The organism is Streptomyces sp. NPDC004542, assembly GCF_040610035.1.
Classification (GTDB): Bacteria; Actinomycetota; Actinomycetes; order Streptomycetales; family Streptomycetaceae; genus Streptomyces.
In genome coordinates this window covers 88,905-105,663 of sequence record NZ_JBEXLP010000013.1, presented here as the reverse complement: position 1 = coordinate 105,663, position 16,759 = coordinate 88,905, and the positions used below count along the sequence as shown (strand labels likewise).

19 protein-coding genes and 6 pseudogenes are annotated in these 16,759 nt (G+C 72.6%); 6 read left to right on the top strand and 19 right to left on the bottom strand.

Features of this window, described 5'->3' with window-relative positions:
* Positions 1–23: 23 nt before the first annotated feature.
* The 3 genes from ABZX30_RS10940 to ABZX30_RS10930 form a co-directional block, all read right to left on the bottom strand.
* Positions 24–515, bottom strand: coding sequence for a DDE-type integrase/transposase/recombinase (locus ABZX30_RS10940; protein WP_355931543.1), 492 nt, complete (start codon positions 513–515; stop codon positions 24–26).
* Positions 516–795: 280 nt separating this feature from the next.
* Positions 796–1,170 carry a hypothetical protein gene (locus tag ABZX30_RS10935; protein ID WP_355931540.1) on the bottom strand — a complete coding sequence of 125 codons (375 nt, stop codon included), beginning with the start codon at positions 1,168–1,170 and terminating at the stop codon, positions 796–798.
* A gap of 1,461 nt (positions 1,171–2,631) precedes the next feature.
* Positions 2,632–3,834: a YbdK family carboxylate-amine ligase gene (locus ABZX30_RS10930; RefSeq protein WP_355931539.1), complete on the bottom strand. Its 1,203-nt coding sequence runs from the start codon at positions 3,832–3,834 to the stop codon at positions 2,632–2,634.
* A gap of 253 nt (positions 3,835–4,087) precedes the next feature.
* Between ABZX30_RS10930 and ABZX30_RS10925 the strand changes: the two genes are divergently transcribed.
* Complete coding sequence (locus tag ABZX30_RS10925; protein ID WP_355931537.1) at positions 4,088–4,585, top strand: inorganic diphosphatase; 498 nt, start codon at positions 4,088–4,090, stop codon at positions 4,583–4,585.
* A gap of 26 nt (positions 4,586–4,611) precedes the next feature.
* On the opposite strand, the gene ABZX30_RS10920 is transcribed toward ABZX30_RS10925, so the two are convergent.
* Entirely contained in the window at positions 4,612–5,220 is a 609-nt protein-coding gene (locus ABZX30_RS10920) for a TetR/AcrR family transcriptional regulator (protein WP_355931534.1), read from the bottom strand.
* A gap of 46 nt (positions 5,221–5,266) precedes the next feature.
* Here ABZX30_RS10920 and ABZX30_RS10915 point away from each other — a divergent pair, with 46 nt between their 5' ends.
* On the top strand, positions 5,267–5,752 hold the full coding sequence (locus ABZX30_RS10915) for an SRPBCC family protein (RefSeq protein WP_355931532.1): 486 nt from the start codon (positions 5,267–5,269) through the stop codon (positions 5,750–5,752).
* Positions 5,753–5,820: 68 nt separating this feature from the next.
* Here ABZX30_RS10915 and ABZX30_RS10910 read toward each other — a convergent pair.
* Positions 5,821–6,155, bottom strand: a pseudogene (locus ABZX30_RS10910) (SRPBCC family protein); the annotation flags it as partial.
* A gap of 159 nt (positions 6,156–6,314) precedes the next feature.
* Between ABZX30_RS10910 and ABZX30_RS10905 the strand changes: the two are divergent.
* Complete coding sequence (locus tag ABZX30_RS10905; protein WP_355931530.1) at positions 6,315–6,644, top strand: cupin domain-containing protein; 330 nt, start codon at positions 6,315–6,317, stop codon at positions 6,642–6,644.
* On the opposite strand, the gene ABZX30_RS10900 is transcribed toward ABZX30_RS10905, so the two are convergent.
* The 11 genes and pseudogenes from ABZX30_RS10900 to ABZX30_RS10850 all read right to left on the bottom strand — a co-directional run bounded on the left by ABZX30_RS10900 (position 6,634) and on the right by ABZX30_RS10850 (position 12,752).
* A complete protein-coding gene (locus tag ABZX30_RS10900; protein ID WP_355931528.1) occupies positions 6,634–7,050 on the bottom strand; it encodes an ATP-binding protein in 417 nt (138 codons plus the stop codon). The genes ABZX30_RS10905 and ABZX30_RS10900 overlap by 11 nt on opposite strands.
* A 29-nt stretch (positions 7,051–7,079) precedes the next feature.
* A pseudogene (locus ABZX30_RS10895) lies at positions 7,080–7,622 on the bottom strand (globin domain-containing protein); the annotation flags it as partial.
* Positions 7,623–7,646: 24 nt separating this feature from the next.
* Positions 7,647–7,865 (bottom strand): annotated as a pseudogene (locus ABZX30_RS10890) (universal stress protein); the annotation flags it as partial.
* Positions 7,866–7,870: 5 nt separating this feature from the next.
* Positions 7,871–8,893, bottom strand: coding sequence for a zinc-dependent alcohol dehydrogenase (locus ABZX30_RS10885; RefSeq protein ID WP_355931525.1), 1,023 nt, complete (start codon positions 8,891–8,893; stop codon positions 7,871–7,873).
* A 24-nt stretch (positions 8,894–8,917) separates the two neighbouring features.
* On the bottom strand, positions 8,918–9,823 hold the full coding sequence (locus tag ABZX30_RS10880) for a universal stress protein (RefSeq protein ID WP_355931523.1): 906 nt from the start codon (positions 9,821–9,823) through the stop codon (positions 8,918–8,920).
* 119 nt (positions 9,824–9,942) lie between these two features.
* Positions 9,943–10,575, bottom strand: a complete 633-nt coding sequence (locus ABZX30_RS10875) for a hypothetical protein (RefSeq protein ID WP_355931520.1) — start codon at positions 10,573–10,575, stop codon at positions 9,943–9,945.
* 166 nt (positions 10,576–10,741) lie between these two features.
* A pseudogene (locus tag ABZX30_RS10870) lies at positions 10,742–10,969 on the bottom strand (carbamate kinase); the annotation flags it as partial.
* A 104-nt stretch (positions 10,970–11,073) separates the two neighbouring features.
* Entirely contained in the window at positions 11,074–11,775 is a 702-nt protein-coding gene (locus ABZX30_RS10865; RefSeq protein ID WP_355931517.1) for a response regulator transcription factor, read from the bottom strand.
* A 146-nt stretch (positions 11,776–11,921) separates the two neighbouring features.
* A pseudogene (locus tag ABZX30_RS10860) lies at positions 11,922–12,194 on the bottom strand (pyruvate formate-lyase 1-activating enzyme); the annotation flags it as partial.
* 2 nt (positions 12,195–12,196) lie between these two features.
* Positions 12,197–12,325: pseudogene (locus tag ABZX30_RS10855) on the bottom strand (pyruvate formate lyase family protein); the annotation flags it as partial.
* Complete coding sequence (locus tag ABZX30_RS10850; protein WP_355931515.1) at positions 12,294–12,752, bottom strand: pyridoxamine 5'-phosphate oxidase family protein; 459 nt, start codon at positions 12,750–12,752, stop codon at positions 12,294–12,296. The pseudogene ABZX30_RS10855 and the gene ABZX30_RS10850, both read right to left, overlap by 32 nt.
* Before the next feature lie 175 nt (positions 12,753–12,927).
* Between ABZX30_RS10850 and ABZX30_RS10845 the strand changes: the two genes are divergently transcribed.
* Both ABZX30_RS10845 and ABZX30_RS10840 read left to right on the top strand, forming a co-directional pair.
* Positions 12,928–13,341 (top strand): STAS domain-containing protein, encoded by a 414-nt coding sequence (locus ABZX30_RS10845; protein WP_355931512.1) that lies wholly within the window; start codon positions 12,928–12,930, stop codon positions 13,339–13,341.
* A 44-nt stretch (positions 13,342–13,385) separates the two neighbouring features.
* Positions 13,386–14,009, top strand: coding sequence for a hypothetical protein (locus ABZX30_RS10840; RefSeq protein WP_355931509.1), 624 nt, complete (start codon positions 13,386–13,388; stop codon positions 14,007–14,009).
* Between the two features lie 37 nt (positions 14,010–14,046).
* On the opposite strand, the gene ABZX30_RS10835 is transcribed toward ABZX30_RS10840, so the two are convergent.
* The 3 genes from ABZX30_RS10835 to ABZX30_RS10825 form a co-directional block, all read right to left on the bottom strand.
* Positions 14,047–15,090: a HEAT repeat domain-containing protein gene (locus tag ABZX30_RS10835; protein ID WP_355931507.1), complete on the bottom strand. Its 1,044-nt coding sequence runs from the start codon at positions 15,088–15,090 to the stop codon at positions 14,047–14,049.
* Positions 15,084–15,749 (bottom strand): HEAT repeat domain-containing protein, encoded by a 666-nt coding sequence (locus tag ABZX30_RS10830; RefSeq protein ID WP_355931505.1) that lies wholly within the window; start codon positions 15,747–15,749, stop codon positions 15,084–15,086. Before ABZX30_RS10830 ends, ABZX30_RS10835 begins: the two co-directional genes overlap by 7 nt.
* A 139-nt stretch (positions 15,750–15,888) precedes the next feature.
* Entirely contained in the window at positions 15,889–16,029 is a 141-nt protein-coding gene (locus ABZX30_RS10825) for a hypothetical protein (protein WP_355931503.1), read from the bottom strand.
* 148 nt (positions 16,030–16,177) lie between these two features.
* On the opposite strand from ABZX30_RS10825, the gene ABZX30_RS10820 reads away from it, so the two are divergent.
* On the top strand, positions 16,178–16,702 hold the full coding sequence (locus tag ABZX30_RS10820; RefSeq protein WP_355931500.1) for a DinB family protein: 525 nt from the start codon (positions 16,178–16,180) through the stop codon (positions 16,700–16,702).
* Positions 16,703–16,759: the final 57 nt, after the last annotated feature.

Sequence of the window (16,759 nt, the reverse complement as noted above, 5' to 3'; positions counted from 1 at the left end):
AGATCCCTCAGCCGAGACCTGCCTCACCCGTCCACAACCTCCCGGGACAGAACAGCTAGCGCGGAACGCAGGGCCGCCGCCAGGCGGACGGTGTCCTCCGCGAAGCCCCAGCGGTGGCCGACCACCGCCCGCGAATGATCGTCCAGGAAGGCGGACAAGTACGTCTTGCGGCCGTCGATCCGCGGCCCGTGCAAGGCATCACCGACCCAGAGCTCGTTGGGCCGGTCCGCCTCGAACCGGCCCAACGTGTCGTTCTGCTTCACAGACCTGAGCGCGACCAGACCGGTCTTGTGGAACATCCGCTGCAGCGTGCGCTCGTCCGGCGCCCACCCCAGCTGGGCCCGCAGAATCCGTCTGACCTGCGCCGCCGTGCGGTCCGGGTTCTCCTTCTTCAACGCCATGGCCAGCTCGACCACCTCGGGCGGAGTCCGCGGCTGGGACTGGCGCGGACTTGGCACGAGCGCGTCGAAGCCGCCCTGGCGCCACTCCAGGATCCAGCGGTCCAGCGCGTCCACCGGCTGATCCGTATGGGCCGGCCGTCGGCGTCGATGTGCTCCTGCTGGGCCAGCCTTCGCACCAGGGCGCCGCGCTGGCGCCCGGTCAGGCTGGGATCTGCGGCCTCGCGGATGAGCATGTAGCGGAACAGGCCGATGCGTCTGGCCCGCTCGGTGCGGGCCTCCTCGTCGTTGGGCTGCGATATCTCCACCTTTCTGACAACTCGTCACAGGCATGGGCCCGCCGAGGCTGTCAGGAACAAGCCGGTGAAGATCAGAGGCGGTCGGTGTTGATCGGCGGTCAAGGCCAGGCAGGCGACAGCAACCGCCCACCACTCGCTGCCGCAGCCGCCTGCCAGGGCGACACCTTGCCGACGTCCGGCCAGCGCGAGACGGCCGACCGCCAGGCTCCGACCACCGCGGAGACCGCGGCCGCGAACGGCGTCGCCGTCGTCGCGGGCGGGACGGGATCGATGCCGGTATCCACGAGCAGCACCGTGAAGTACACGCGGACGCGCTCAGCCCTGTGTTCGAACCGGCGCAGCCAGCCCCGCACCGTGTCCACCGGCCGTCCCAACCGACCAGCGATCGTCCTCGCACCCGCCCCGGACGCCTTCCAGGCCAGCGCGGCACCTATCACGTCCGCCAGATCCACCCGCCTGACCAGCATGAACACAGGAAGGAGCACATGCGAACCCCCGCAGCCCCCGCAGCGGGCCCGCCGGGGCCGCAGCCGCACCAACTCGTTGGCGCCCCCCGTAGGACGCGATGCCTCGCCCAGCCCCACGGGGCCAGCAAACCCCCGCAATCCGGACACTCGATCTCACCCGCCGGCAACCTGGTCTCGGCCCTGACCACGTCCGCCTCTACCGTGAGCACCGGCGCCTCCAAGCGCGTCACGGCCCTCCCGGACTCGGCCAAGAGATCTTCGGGAGGGCCTTCGCATGCGCTCCTCATCGGCAAGGTGTCGCCGCCGAGGAACATCCAGAACTCACGGGCACGCAGTCGAAACCGTCGGCGCACAGCATGCCTTCGACTCACCGCCCACGTAGGCATCTTGAGTGTCGTTGAACACGCGCCATGGGCAGGGCCGTACTTGAGCACCGTTCAAGGGCCCTCGTGGACGTCCATGAAATCGTTGAGGTACCGAGATTTCCAGTTCGGCGCTGGTGACGGCGAGCCGACCGAGGCGGTGCTGATGTCGGCGCCGAGGAATGGCGGCTCCGGGGCGTACCGGATGGTGCGACAGCGTCGGCTGCCGCGCGAGGCGGCGGGGCGTCGGCCACGTCACCCGCCTACCACCCGTCTCCTGCATGGCCCCCGCCGCCCGGCAGGTCGGTCTCGGCCAGGAACCGCCATTCCCGGCCCGTCGCGCATCAGCCGTCCCGCCTGAAGACATTTCCGCAGGACATGATCACGAAAGGCGTGCACCACCACCGGCGAAGAATCCGCTGGTGAGCCCCCCTGCTCTGGCAGCCGGCCACAGCCACTCAGCGCCTCTTCAGCGGCTCATCGGTCCGACTGCTCGTCGCGCCGCCCCCATACACGAGGCGAACCAGCACGTGGCCTCACACCACCCTGACCAGCGGCGACACGCTCAACAGCCTGAAAGGGTGCGGATTCCGACCCGGATGCGACCCGAGGGCCCCAGACTTCAAAACGATCGGTAGTTGACCTGCAGGGATGCTGATTCTTGCCGCTGTACCTGGACAGGTCGATGATCTTCAGCCGGCGGTGGCCGAGGGCCACCGGTCCTTGTGACCACAGGCCGCGGCCGTCCGGACCGCGGGGCGCCAGCCGGTCGGTCATCCGTTCCACCGCCGCCGCGTCGGCCGGCTCGCCGTCGAACCTGATCTCGCCACTGAGCCCGCACATCAGACGGACCCCCTTCCCCGCCGCCCCGGCCGGCCGGGCCGTGCCGTCCGGCTCCGGGGCACGAGTCGTGGGCGGGGCGAGTCGGCCCGTGCGGCATGCGCCGCGCCCGGGCGGTGGGGGGTCGAGGGACGGGGTTTGCTGAGCATGAGGTCCGGCTCTCCTTGGTTCGGACCGCACAGCGGGCGCCGGAGCGCGGGGCCGGCCGGCGGGCCGGTGTGCGGTCATGGGTGCGGGAACGGCGAGTACGGGGGGCACCGGCGGGTCAGGCGCTCAGGCTCCGGGCCGCGGGCCTGCCGGTGTGCGGGTCCGAGGGGGCCGCCCCGCCGGGACCGGCGGGGCGAAGGGGGCGGATGACGGCTTGCCGTGCCGGTCGTTCCCCGCGGGTCTCGGCCACCAGCAGGTCGGTCCCGGCGGACAGGCCCCCGGCCCGGGCGGCCCGCCGCAGCCGGCGCGCCGCGCTGCCCTCGAGGAGTGCGTCCTCAAGGAGTCCGTGCACGGTCTCCCAGTCGCCCGACGCCTCGAGAGCCGGGCGCAGCCCGCCCAGCATGCCGGTCAGTACCACCGGGGCAGGTGCCGGGCACCGTGCGACCGGGTCGACCAGGTGTCCTTCCAGGCCGGATCGTGCGGCGCGCCAGGTGGCGGCCCGCAGCCAGTCGCGCCGGTCGTGACGGTGGTCGTGGGCCGGGCCGTCGCGGCCCGTAAGGCGCTCGCAGGCGTCGCGCACCAGGGCGCGGAAGAGGCCCGCGACCAGTACCACGGTCTCCACGCGCGGGCAGGCGTCACAGATGCGCAGTTCAAGCGTGCGCTGGTGGGCCGAGGGACGTACATCGTGGTAGACCATGCCGGGGTCGCTGATGACTCCGGAGCGGATCAGTTCCGCCAGGGCCGCGTCGTATTCCGCGGCGTCCGCGTGACATCCGGCCGGCCCGGCGGTCGGCCAGCGCTGCCACAGCATGGTCCGCCAGCTGGCGTAGCCCGTGTCGGCCCCGAGCCAGAACGGTGAGCTGGCCGAGAGGGCCAGCAGCGGCGGCAACCAGGGCGAGACCAGGCACATCGCGCGAACGCCGGTGTCGCGGTCGGGCACGTCGACGTGGATCTGCGCGCTGCAGATGAGCTGTTCGTCGGCGACCAGGCGGTAGTCGTCGGCCATGCGCCGGTAGCGGGGGTCGGCGGTCACGTTCCGGGAGCGGACGCGGGCCAGCGGGACGGTGCCGGCGGCGGCCACCCCGAGCCCCAGACCGGCGGCCGCCGCGTCGAGCCGCCGTCGGGTCGCGGCAAGATCCGCGTACAAGCCGTCGAGTGTCCCGTGCACCCGGCTGTTGCTCTCCACGGCCGACTGCTGCAGCTCGCTGGTGAAACCGGGTCTGTCCAGCCGGTCGAGCAGTTCGCCGGCGCGTGGGACGAGCCGCCTGCGTCCGGCGTCCAGTACGTGGAACTCCTCTTCTGCCCCGATACGTGGCGCCACGGCGTCTCCCTGTCCGTAGTCGGCGGCTGCGGCCGCGCTGACCTGGGGTCCGCACGGCGGTCCGGCGCCGTCCGAGTGCCCAGGCTCGGCCGTCGACAAGCACCCGGATTCGCGGGCGGGTCGGTGGGGACGTGGACACGGCGAGTCCCTCTCCCGAAAAACCGGGGACCACGCGCGTCCTCTTGGGAACGGGTACCCCGTCGAGGTACAGGGGAACTCGGGCGGAAGCCCGGTACGAGGCGAGGAGGACGTCGTGGAGTTCATCGTGACCGTGGAGATCCCGCAGGGGTCGAGGAACAAGTACGAGATGGATCACCGGCTGCACCGGATCCGGCTGGACCGGATGCTGTTCACGTCCACGCAGTACCCGGCCGACTACGGCTACATCGACGGCACTCTCGGCGAGGACGGTGATCCTCTCGACGCGCTGGTCGTGACCGGTGACCCCACCTTCCCGGGCTGCACCGTCGAATGCAGGGCGGTCGGCATGTTCTGCATGCGGGACGAGCACGGGCCCGACCAGAAGGTGCTGTGCGTGCCCTCGCATGACCCTCGGTACGCGGACCTGCAGGACATCGGCGATGTCCCGGAGTTCGACCGGCTGGAGATCACGCACTTCTTCGAGGTGTACAAGGATCTGGAGCCCGGCAAGAGCGTGGAGGGATCGCACTGGGAGGGCCGGGAGGCGGCCTACGCGGAGATCGAGGCTTCCCGGGAGCGCGCCGCCCGGAGCCCGAGCGAGCTTGCGTGAGCGCCAGCCTCGCGGGGCCGGCTCTGTCACTGCGAGCCGTAGTACAGCCGGAGGAACTCCTCCATCGCCGCGTCGACGCCGGCGCGGTCACCGGTGGCGAGCAGGTCGAGCAGCAGACCGCGGACGGTGGCCAGCCCCAGTCTCGCGCGGTTCCGGGCCGCGGCGGGGTCCGCCCCCGCGGCGACCTCGGCGGCCGCGAGCGGTTCCAGCCAGTCCGCCACGAGCCCTTCGAGGACGGGGAGGGCCTCGGGGCGGCCGCGCAGCGCGTGCCCGCAGATCTCGAAGAAGAGCCGCTCCTGACCGGCGAGAGCGGGATCCGTGAGCTGCCGCCACAGCAGTCGCGCGGCGTCCGCGGGCGAGAGACCGGGCTCCGCGCGAAGCCGGGACAGCAGATCACGCCGGCGCCGCTCCGACGTCCGGACGATCTCGACGAGCAACTGTTCCCTGGAGCCGAAGTAGTGGATCAGCATGCGGTGGCTGACGCCGATCGCGGCTCCCAGGCGGCGCAGGCTGAGGTCCGCGATGCCGTGCGCCGCCACGTGGTCGACGGCGGCGTCCACCAGTTGTGCGCGCCGGTCCCCGTCCCTGGCGTGCACGGCCGCGCCCTCGGGTTGGGATTCGCCTCGGTTCACCACGTCGCGAGTGTACCAATTGGTACACGGCCTGTGTACCGTGTGGTACATGAAGCCTGTCACCGTGTCCGTCGACGTTCCCCAGACGCCCGAGCAGGTCTACGACTTCCTCGACGTCATGGCTCATCACGAGCGGTTCACCAACCACTATCTGACCGACTGGCGCTACAGCGGCCCGCGCAGCGGCACAGGATCCCGCGCCACGGTCACCGTCACGCTGGGCGGCACCAGGACCGAGGTCACCGTCGAGGTCGTCGAGACCGACGCGCCACGGCTCATCGTCGAACGCAACGTCAGCGCGGCTGGCCGGCGCCTGGCCCACGGCACCTACACCATCGAACCGCTGCGAGCCGGCGGGAGCCGCGTCTCGTTCACCTACGCCTGGGTGCGCGCGCCTCTCGCCGACCGCCTGCTGGCGCCCGTCGTCCGCGTCACGATACGGCGCGCCAACCGCACCGTCATGAGCCGGCTGGCCGCCGAGCTGGCTCGCCACGCACCCACCGCCACGCGGCCCGGTGCAGTCCCCGGCACGTGACGGACCGGGGGTGAGCAGACGCGGGGGTCGGCGTCGTCTCGTCCGGTCAGCGGGCGGGCCGTACGCCGAGCCTGCACCAGGACGCCTCCCTCGGCGCGGTCCCGCGAGCTCGTCCCCGGCCAGGTGCGCTCACGGGCGTCGAAGTCCTGCTGGTTGACGCGGTGGAAGAGTTCCACCGTGCGGTCGTGCGCCGTCGGGTACATCAGATGGCAGATCACATGGTCGAGCCCTCCGCCTCCGCCCCGAACCGCGCCACGTGTCCGACGCAGTACTGCGCGGCGTGACGGTCCGCGAACTCCGGCGGGACTTCGGTCAGTTCGGGATGGACGGTGACGCAGTGGCAGTACTCCACGAAGTTCTCGACGATCAGCTTCCGGTTCGCCCGGACGTCGTGGACGATCCGCACCGGGCCGCATTCCGGCAGGGGCACGGCACCGCGGGCGCGGTGGCAGAGCCGTCCTCGCCGTTCGAGCACGCGGCCCGCTGGTCGCAGGTGTGGAGCCTCCCGCTGTGGTACCTGTGACGGTGTCGCCTCTTCCTACAGAAAGGGCACCCCATCGCCATGCGGAAGTTCTCCTTGGACGCTCTTGTCGACGAACACCTGGAGCGGGCCACCGCCGCCACGACGGGCCGCAGCGCCCAGACCGTCCACGGCGGTCACGAACACGTCCTGCGGCAGACCCTTGTCGCGCTGCGCGCCGGTACGGTCCTCGCCGAACACGAGAACCCCGGCGAGGCGACGGTGCTGGTCCTGCGGGGTCGCGTGCGACTGCACAGCGGCGGCAACGTGTGGGAGGGCGCGGCCGGGGACCTGCTCGTCGTGCCGCCCGCCCGCCACGGACTGGAGGCCCTGCAGGACGCCGCCGTACTGCTGACCGCCGTCAAAGCCTGACGTCGGCCGCGTCCCGTTCGGCGGCTGCTCCCTCGGGGGGCAGGGGAACCGTCCACTCGAGAAGCGTGCCGCACGGATCACGACGGGCGACGAGGAAGGTGCCGCCGAGCTCGTGGGCACGGCTGCGCAGGTTCGCCAACCCGCTGCGACGGGTGGCGGCAGGGTCGATGCCGCGTCCGTCGTCGGCGACGGTGAGCCGCAGGGTCCGGCCGGAGGCTTCGGCGGTGACCTCCACCGTCGCGGCTCCGGCGTGCCGGGCGGTGTTGGACAGCGCTTCGCGCAGCACGGCCAGGAGGTGGCCGGCGTGGGTGTCGGGTACGCCGGTGTCCAGCAGGCCGGTCATCCGCAGCGCCGGGGCGAAGCCGAGGACCTGGGTGGCTTCGTCCGTCAGGGCCAGCAACTGCACACGCAGCCCGCCGGGCCTCTCCTGCCGGCCGTGATACGGCGCAGGCGGTCGTCGGGCGCGTTGGACAGGCGGTACTGGCGGGTCTGGTGGATGCCGTCCGCCATGAGGACCCGGACGCTGACGTACTGGCCGGCGCGGGCCGGCGGCAGAGGGCCGTCGTCGGCCGGCCGCAGCAGGAAGGACGCCACGTCCGGGGTCTCCTCGCGTCGCTCCACGACGGTCCACCGGCGCCACGGCTTGCGCGGGTCGACCTGTGCCTGCTGGGCGATGAGGGCGCCGGCCATCAGCCAGTACACCTCGTCCCATGCGGCGGCCACCTCCGGGGTCACCGCCTCGCCGAGCACGTCGGCGATGGCCCGGAAGAGGTACGTGTGGACGATCGAGTACTGGTCCTCGGTGACACCGAGAGCGGCGTGCTTGTGGGCGATCCGGGCGAGGAGGGCGTCCGGGCGGGCGTCGGGGTCGGCCAGCAGCGTCCGGGCGAAGCCGGCGATGGATCCGGCCAGGGCCCGGCGCTGTTCGCCGCTGGCCTGGTTCCCACGGTTGAACAGGCCGTCCAGCAGCTCGGGTTGCTTCACCTCGGGCCGCCGGCCGTGTGCCCGGCACGCGGCGGCGTCGACGATGTCCTCGGCCGTCACCCGTTCGGAGGGCCGGCCGATCTCCTGCGCGAGCGAGGTGCCTTCGTACCGTTCCCACAGCGCCGCGTACACCAGCCGCAGCGGAAGACCGCGCAGAGCCGCCTCGTCGGCCGCCCAGTCGACGGCGTGCAGGCTCGGCTCGGACCCGTCGACGCCGACGACGAGGGGGAGTTCCATGGTGCTCACCGGTGCGCGCCCAGGTCGAAGACGATCCGGGCCCTGATCTCACCGCGCAGGACCGCGTCGATGGACTCGTTGACGGAGGCGAGCGGACGGGTCTCGTAGATCACCTTGGTGCGGCCGGCCGCGTGGAGCCGGAAGACCTCGGCGAGATCCTGTCGCGTACCGACGATGGAGCCGGTCACCGAGGTGCCGTTCAGGACGGTGTCGAAGATCGGCACCTGGATCGTGCCGTGCGCGGGCAGGGCCACCATGACGAGCTTTCCGCCTCGCCGCAGACCGGAGTTGACGGCCTCGAACGCGGCGGGCTGCACCGCGAGGGCGATCGCCGCGTGGGCGCCGCCGTGCTTCTTCAGCTCCTCGCCGACGTCCTGCTTGCGGGCGTCGATGACGATGTCGGCGCCGAGTTCGGCGGCGAGTTCGAGCTTGTCGTCGGTGACGTCGATCGCGGCGACGGTGGCCCCGGCGATCTTGGCGTACTGCACGGCGAGGTGGCCGAGCCCGCCGACTCCGGAAATCGCGACGAGTTGGGCGGGCCGGACGTCGGCGACCTTGAGGGCCTTGTACGTGGTGACGCCCGCGCAGGTCAGGGGGGCCGCGTCGAACGGGGTGACGCCGTCGGGGACGGGCTGGGCGAAGCCGGCCCAGGCCAGCATCTGCTCGGCATGTCCGCCGTCACAGCCGTACCCGGTGTTGATCTGCTGCTCGCACAGCGTCTCCCAGCCGGACAGGCAGTGCTCGCACCGCCCGCACGCCCTGCCGAGCCAGGGCACCGCGACCCGCTGCCCGACCAAGAGGTGGGTGACGCCCTCGCCGAGCTTGTCGACCAGGCCGACGCCCTCGTGGCCGGGGACGAAGGGCGGGTTCGGCTTGACGGGCCAGTCGCCGCGCGCGGCGTGGATGTCCGTGTGGCACAGCCCGGAGGCCTCGACGCGGATGCGGACCTGGCCGGGGCCGGGCTCGGGGTCGGGGCGCTCCTCGATGACCAGGGGCCGGCCGAAGGCTCGTACGACCGCTGCCTTCATGGTGGTTCTCCTCGTGAGGGTGTGTCAGTCGTGCGCGACGACGGCGACGGGGGCGGTGGCGTGGTGCAGGACGGCCTGGGTGACGGTGCCGATGTGGGCGCCGAGGGAGGAGCGGCGGACGCGCCGGCCGACGACGACCAGGGAGGCTTCGTGGGAGGCGTCGATCAGGAGGAGCGAGGGGCTGCCGAAGTGGGACTGCTCGACGACCTCGACGTCGGGGTACTTCTGCCGCCAGGGGCGCAGCACCTCGCTCAGGACGAGGACGTCGCCCTTCGCCATCTCCCGCTCGACCGCGGGTTCCAGGGCCATGCCGTAGGTGTAGTAGGGCGGCGGGTTCCAGCCGTGCACGACGCGCAGGGGCACCGAACGGCACGCGGCGGCCTCGAAGGCGAATCCGAGCACCGCCTCGTGGGGGTCGGCGACGGCGAGCCCGAGTACGACGGGACGGAACGGCGTGGCCTTGGCGGGGGCGCCCGTGTCGTGCGTCTCGTGCTCGTCCGCCTCCTGCCGGCCGGCGCGCACGAGGACGACGGGCCGCGCGGTGTGCGCCACGACGGCGAGGCCGACCGAGCCGACCAGGAAACCGCCGATCCCGCCCAGGCCACGGGAGCCGAGAACCAGCATGTCGGCGTCCTCCGCGGCGTCGGCCAGGGCCTCGGCGGGCCGTCCCGTGAGCTGCTCGTACGTCACCTCGACGCCGGGGTGGCGCAGTCGGAGGCCTTCGGCGGACTCACGCGGGATCTTCTCGGTCCAGTGCCGGTGCGTCTCGGCACCGAGGAGCGGGGCCTGCGCCATGGGCTCCGGAACCGGCTCCCAGACCTGGACGAGTTTCACCGGCAGTCCGCGCAGCGTCGCCTCGCGGGCCGCCCATTCCGCGGCGGCGCGGCTCTCGGGCGAACCGTCGAGACCCACGGTGATGGTGCGGGGCATGTTCTCCACCTCCTGAATCAGGACCCTCCAAGGGCCCGACTCCAGCGTTGTGTCAGGGTGTTGTGCGAGGTAGGGGCCGCTGGTCCCGCACGCGGGGACCGGCGGCCCCGCGTGCCGGATCAGCGCAGCGAGGTGTGGTCGCGGACGATCGGCAGCCGGGCCCACAGCCGGCCGAGGCCCCAGGTGGTGCCCGCGCCCGCCGCCGCGACCGCGATGAGCGCGGCCGCGTAGATCACGTGGTAGTCGGCGAACGGATTCGTCGACATGCTGGGCGATCCGTCCGACAGGTGCTTGGCCGGCGGCCATTCGGCGAGCCACATCAGCGCCATCATCGCCGTGCCCGCCACCGCGGCCGGCCGCAGCGCCACACCGGCCATGACGGCCGCTCCGATGCCCAGCAGACCCAGCATGAACAGCCAGTCCGCCCACGTCGCTCCGGCCCACGAGTGGAACGTCGACCGCATCGGCCCGGCGGCGACGGAGCTGAGGAAGCCCTTCGTCGGCGACCCGCCGTCGGCCCAGCCCTTGCCGGAGGCGGTCGCGTAGCCGAGGCCGAAGGTCTTGTCCAGGAACGCCCACAGGAAGACGAACCCGGTCAGGATGCGCAGCGACGCCAGGGCGTAGGCCTGCGCGGTCCGCGTGCCGAGTCGTGCCGACACCGCGGACTCGGAGCCGGAGGCGGTCCGGTGCCGGCGAAAGGCGACGGACAGGTGGAAGCGCGGGCTCTGGTGAGCGTGCTCGTGCACGGCCATGGTGGTGATCCCTTCGAGGATGCGGGGTTCGTCGTCGTCTTGACGCGTCCTACTCTCGTCGGATCTCCGGCCCCGCGCCGGATGCCGAAGGTCTCCCTCCGCTGGGCTGAACGTCCCTGCTTCCGAGGCCCGTTGGGCTGGGGACGGCGTGGCTGTCCCGCTGCCAGCCGACCGTGAGCTCCGGCCGGACCAGCGTGCCCGACCTGCCGTGGACGATCTCGTGGGCCGCGTCCAGGGCGCCGATGGCGGCCAGACCGCCGGTGTGCTCGACGAACCGGGCGGCCGCTTCGGTCTTGGGGCCCATGGAGCCGGCCGGGAAGCCGCCGCGCCGCAGCTCCCCGGGGGTCGCGTCGAGCAGAGGGTGCTGGTCGCGGGTGCCGAAGCCCTCGTAGACGTAAAGGACGCACTCGTGAAGCGCCAGGCGGGGCGAGGCGGTGTCTGCCGGCCGGCCGGGACCGCGGCGGACCGGTGGGACCGCGGTGGACCGGGCCGCCAGGGTCAGTGCCCTCCCTGTCCTGCCTGCCGCTGCCGGTCCTGGACCTGGGTGGCGATGACCGCGGCCTGGATGCGGCGCTCGACGCCGAGCTTGGCCAGCAGGCGGGAGATGTGGTTCTTCACCGTCTTCTCGGCCAGGTACAGCCGCTCGCCGATCTGACGGTTGGTCAGGCCCTCGCCGATCAGGGCGAGGATCTCCCGCTCCCGCTCGGTCAGGCCCTCCAGGCCGTCGGGCTGCTCCTCCGCCTGCCCGCCGCCGCGAAGCCGGGCCATCAGCTTGGTGGTGGCGCTGGCGTCGAGCAGCGACTGGCCGCCGGCCACGGTGCGCACGGCGGAGACCAGGTCCGAGCCCTGGATCTGCTTCAGGACGTACCCGGAGGCGCCCGCCATGATGGAATCCAGCAGTGCCTCCTCGTCGTCGAAGGAGGTCAGCATCAGGCAGGCCAGCTCGGGCATGCGCGAGCGCAGCTCCCGGCACACCGTCACGCCGTCGCCGTCGGGCAGCCGGACGTCGAGCACTGCCACCTGCGGACGCAACGCGGGCACCCGCACCAGCGCCTGCTGCACCGTGCCGGCCTCGCCGATCACCTCGATGTCCGGCTCGTCGTTCAGCAGGTCGCGCACCCCGCGCCGTACCACCTCGTGGTCGTCCAGCAGGAAGACCCGGATCTGGTTGCCGTCGCCGGGCTGCTCGCTGTCCGCCATCACACCGCTCCCTGGTTTCGTTGTTCTCGCCGATGTCCGCGGGGGACGGGACCGGCACTCCGTACCGAGATCTTTCCCGGAACCGGGCCGAAGTGCCAGGGCCGGTCGGCCCTGTTGTCCCCCACGGCCTGCCTGGGCCGGCCGGATCACACCGCCCTGAGCCCGTGCGCGCGGAACTGTGCGCGCACCCGGTCCACCAGTTCCGTGGCGGGCACGGGCGTGTCGCGCAGCGGGAAGCCGATGCCGAGGGCGTCGTACTTGTGCGCGCCCAGTGTGTGGAACGGCAGCACGTCCACCCGGTCCACGTTGCGGAGCCCGGCCAGGAACGCGCCGAGAGCGTCGATCGCGACCGGGTCGTCGCTCCAGCCGGGGACGAGGACGTAGCGGATGTACACGGGGACGCCGAGTCGGTCCAGGCGGACGCCTTCAGCCCGTTCTCGACCATGCGCAGGCCGCCGTTCGGCATGATCGCCCGCTTGAGCGGTGCGTCGGTCTGCAGGCCGACGATCAGCTCCCGGTCACGGTCGATGTAGCCGGGTGCGTGCGAGGTGCAGGCCGTACCTCGTGCGGCCCGCGACGAGTTGGCGCCCGGTGACCAGTTCCGGGGCGATGCGCACGAAGACGTCATCGGGCGAGGGAGCCCAGGAGTCCGGGCCGGTCCGCTCGAGGCGTGCGGTCTCGGCCGCGTCCGTCACGATCCCGGCCCGGCCGGTGACGACGACGCTCCAGCCGGACCGCGTGTCCACGTCGACCGCGTCCGCCTCGAAGGCGACGACGGCTCCGTCGACCGCGCGGGCCAGCTCGGAGGCCGCCGAGGCGCGCAGCAGCACCGCTCCGTCGGCGTCCAGGCCGAAGGTGGCCGGCACGACCGCGGGCAGGGCCCGGCGCGTGTGGACGACACGGCCGACGGGTGCCGTCGCCAGCAGGCGCAGGCACTCGTGACGGCCGAGTTCGCGGAAACCATCGTTCGAGTACATGAAGTCAGCCCGTCTTTGGCCGGGGAGGGAATCACGTCCATGCTGGGCCCGCTCACCGCCCCGGGTGAGGGCCACGGGTCCCGCACCGGCCGGAGAGCGGCCCGGGGAAACCCGGCGGTGAAGGGGGGCCGGGCGGCCCTTCCGCCCCGGCCCTCGGCCCGGGTTGGCTGACGGCATGGTCCAAGCACCCAGCGGGTTCGCGCCCCAGCACACCGAACGCACCGTCGGCGGGACGACCGTCGTGGAGCTGCACGGTGAGGTCGACATCCTCACGGCGCTGCCCCTCCGGGCGCGCCTGGACGATCTGACGGCGGCCGCCCTCCCGGATCTCGTGGTGGACCTGCGCGCCGTGTCCTTCATCGACTGCTCCGGGCTCGGGGTGCTGTGCCGAGCCCGCAACAGGGTCGCGGAACGGCGGGGCCGACTGCGGCTCGTGACGGAGAGCGACCAGTTCCGTCGAGTGCTGAGGGGCGCCGGACTGGACGGCATGTTCGAGATCCACGACCACCTCGGCTCCCTGGCCGGCCCGTTCAGGGCACGCCGGCCCGGCACACGCGCCGGGTCCGAACGGCCCTCCGCCTCTCCCTGACCGGCCCATGGCACGGCACCGCCCCTGCTGTCACCTTCGTGTGCATGACGACGAGGAGGTACGCGGAGATGCGCGAGGACAATCCTGCGAACAGGCGGCACAGGCGGACGAGGGTGCCGCTGTGGCGGTGGCGGAGCAACCCGGTCCGGCGGCGCGACGACGTCCTCGAGGCATGGCTGCTGCTCGTCATGTGGGTGCTCGTCGCGGTGGGCGGCACGGCGGCCGGTGTGGTGACGGCGCGTGCGGCCGACCAGGGCTTCGCCCGGCAGCGGGCCGACCGTACCCCTGTGCGCGCCGTTCTCCTCGACGATGTCCCGCGTACCCCGACGTCGGGCACGGGCGGGAACCTGGCCTCGGCACGGGTCCGCTGGACCGCTTCGGACGGCTCCCCGCGGACCGGCCGGACGCTGGTGGCCGGCGGGAAGACGGGCGGCTCCGCGGTCCGGGTGTGGATCGATGGCCGGGGGAAGCTGGGCACCCGGCCGCCGTCCGTCACCGCGGCCGCCGTCGAGGCGGGATGCCTCGGGGCCTCGGCGGCCCTGGCCGTGACCGGTCTGGTGCTCGGCGCCGGGAGCGTCGGCCGGAAACTCCTCGACTGTCGGCGCATCCAGCAGTGGGACAGGGAATGGACCCTGGTCGGGCCGCAGTGGGGCCACAAGACCGGTTGAACCGCGAGGCCGGCGCCGTCCGGGTGGCTCCGCTCGGTCACCCGGCCGCCGGACGGGTCTCCCGGTCCCCGGAAGCCCGCTGGTCGAGCACTCCCACGAGGGCCGAGGCGACGAGGGCGACCACGCGGTCGTCGTCGCCGGCCAGGCGGCGCAGGACGTCCTGCGCGGTGGTCCCCGGCAGCTCGAACAGGGCCTGGGTCAGGCGGATCCGCTTGGCGGAGTCCGCGGTGGCCGCGGCGAGTTCGCCGACCAGCGCGGACATGATCCGGTCCGCGCACCCGGGGTGCTGGGACAGCGTTCCCAGGACCTCCGCCGCGTCGACGTCGTTGGCGCCCTCGACCACCATGCCGACGAGGGTCGGCACGGCCGCGGTGACGCCGCGCCTGCCCGATGCCAGGGCGGCGTGCCTGCGCACGGTCGCATCCGGGTCCCCGAGCGCGTCGACAAGCGCCGCGGTCGCCTCCGGGGCCTCGGGCAGCTCGGCGACCGCCAGCACCGCGCGCCGCCGGATGGCGGCGTCCTGAGAGCGCAGTCCGGCGGCCAGTGTCGCCACGACGTCGCCGCCCGACCGGGCGAGCGCCCAGCGCAGGGCACCCGCGACGTTGGGATCGGGCTCGGCGAGCACCGCCCCGGCCAGCAGCTCGGCGGGCACCGAAACGCCCTCCGGCCGGGCCAGGACGGCCTGTTGTCTGCGCGCGGCGCTGGCCGAGTCGAGTCCCTGCATGAGTTCGACGACGCGCAGGACGTCCGGCCAGCCGGCGGGCGCCGACGCATCGATCGCGCGGAGCCGTTCGAGCAGTTCCCGTTCCCGCCGCAAGCGGTCTTCCGTCCACCGGATGAGTTCGCTGACCAGGGCGGACGGCGTAAAGGCCGGATCCTCGAGCGCGCACCCGATCTGTTTGAGCGTCAGCCCGAGGGACCGCAGGCTCTCCACGTGGAAGATCCTGCGGACGTCCTCGCCGGAGTACTCGCGGTAGCCGCCGACGGTGCGACCGGTCGGCCGCACCAGCCCGAGGGCGTCGTAATGCCGGAGCATCCGGGTGCTCACCCCGGAGCGACGGGCCACCTCGCCGATCAGCAAGCCGCGGTCTCCTCGGTCTTCGCGGCGTCGGCGGCGGCTCGTTCCGGGCCGAGGGCGACCAGTCGCTTCGCCTCGTCGACGGCCGCGTCGAACCCGGTCTCCGGGTTCCGCCGGAGCAGCTCGCTGGCCCGGGCGTGCGCGGCCACCGCCAGGTCGGGGTCGGACGCGGCCTTCTCCAGAGCGTACTTGGTCACCTCGCCCAGGTCGGCGAGGGCACGGCTCAGGCTCAGGCGCACATCGCGGTCGCCGCGCCCCAGCTGCGTGACCAGTTCGCCGGCCAGGTCCTTCTTCTCGTCCTCGGGCGCGAGGACGACCGCGACGCGCCACGCGGTCCGCGCGACCTCGTCGTCGGGGTCGCGCAGCAGGTCACGCGTGATCCAGGCCCACGCGCTCCTGTCACCGATCTTGGAGAGCGTGTGCAGCGCCTGACTGCGGGCCCGGGCGTCCCCGGAGTCGAGTTCCTGGCGGATCCGGGGCAGGGTGACCTCCGACGGGAGGCGGGTCAGCGCCCAGGAGAGCATGTCGCGTACGTAGAAGTCCGGCTCGACCGCGCACCTTTCGACGAGCTTGTCCAGGAAGCCGGAGTCGGGGTTCGAGCCGGCCGCCAGGGCCGCCTGAAGCCGGACCGACGAGTGCGCGGCGCTCAGGGCGTCAGCCACGCGGGTGTTCTGCGGGGTTCCGTCTGTCGTGTTGATCGGGACCACCTCCTGCACCCAGGGCACACCTTATCAACGTGTCAAGGTCAAGCCCGTGGCTCGTACGCGGCCGGCTGCCGGGCGGAGCCGGCGAAGCGATGCCTCATCCATCGAGGGCGAGTTCGATGACGGCCAGGCGGCCGGCGCGGTGGACCGCCACGGTGCGGAGCCCGCCCCGGGCGGCCGTCAGTTCGCAGACGCCGCGCTCCCGGCCGCCGAAGTAGGCGAGCATCCGCAGGTCCATCTCCGTACGGCGCTGTGGGTCCGTTCCCTCCCCGGTCCCCCTCCAGCGATGAGTTTCCCAGGGCCGGAGAGTCTCGCCTTCGTCGCCGGCAACAGACCTGCGACCCGGCGGCGCAAATGATCAGAGAGAGCAGAGGTTACGGACCATCATGACGGCGCATCAGAACGCGACCACGCCCGACAACGAGATCAGGGCGGTTCTCAAGGTGTTGGACGGGCAGCGGCGCCACGTTCTCGGCATCCTCGACGGGCTCGACGCGAAGGCTCTGCGACGGCCCGTGCTGCCGTCCGGCTGGCACTGCCTGGGGCTGGTCCAGCACCTCGCGCTGGACGTCGAGCGGTTCTGGTTCCAGGCGGTCGTCGCCGGAGACGAGGCGACCGTCCTCGGCCTGACGAGCGGCGACGAAGCCTGGAACGTGGCTCCGGACGTACCGGCCACCGAGGTGCTCGACCGATACCGGCGGGAGGCGGAGCTCGCCGACGCCGTCGTCACCACCACCCCTGCCGACGCCCCTCTGGCCTGGTGGCCCCGCGATCTGTTCGGCGAACCCCACCTGCACACGCTGCGCGATGTGCTGCTGCACGTCATCACCGAGACCGCGTGCCACGCCGGCCACCTCGACGCGGCCCGGGAACTCATCGACGGCCGCCGCTGGCTGGTCCTGACCCAGTAGTGCAGGATTCCGCGCACGCGGCCTTCGGCGGGCCGCTGTCACTCCAGGGCGGCCAGA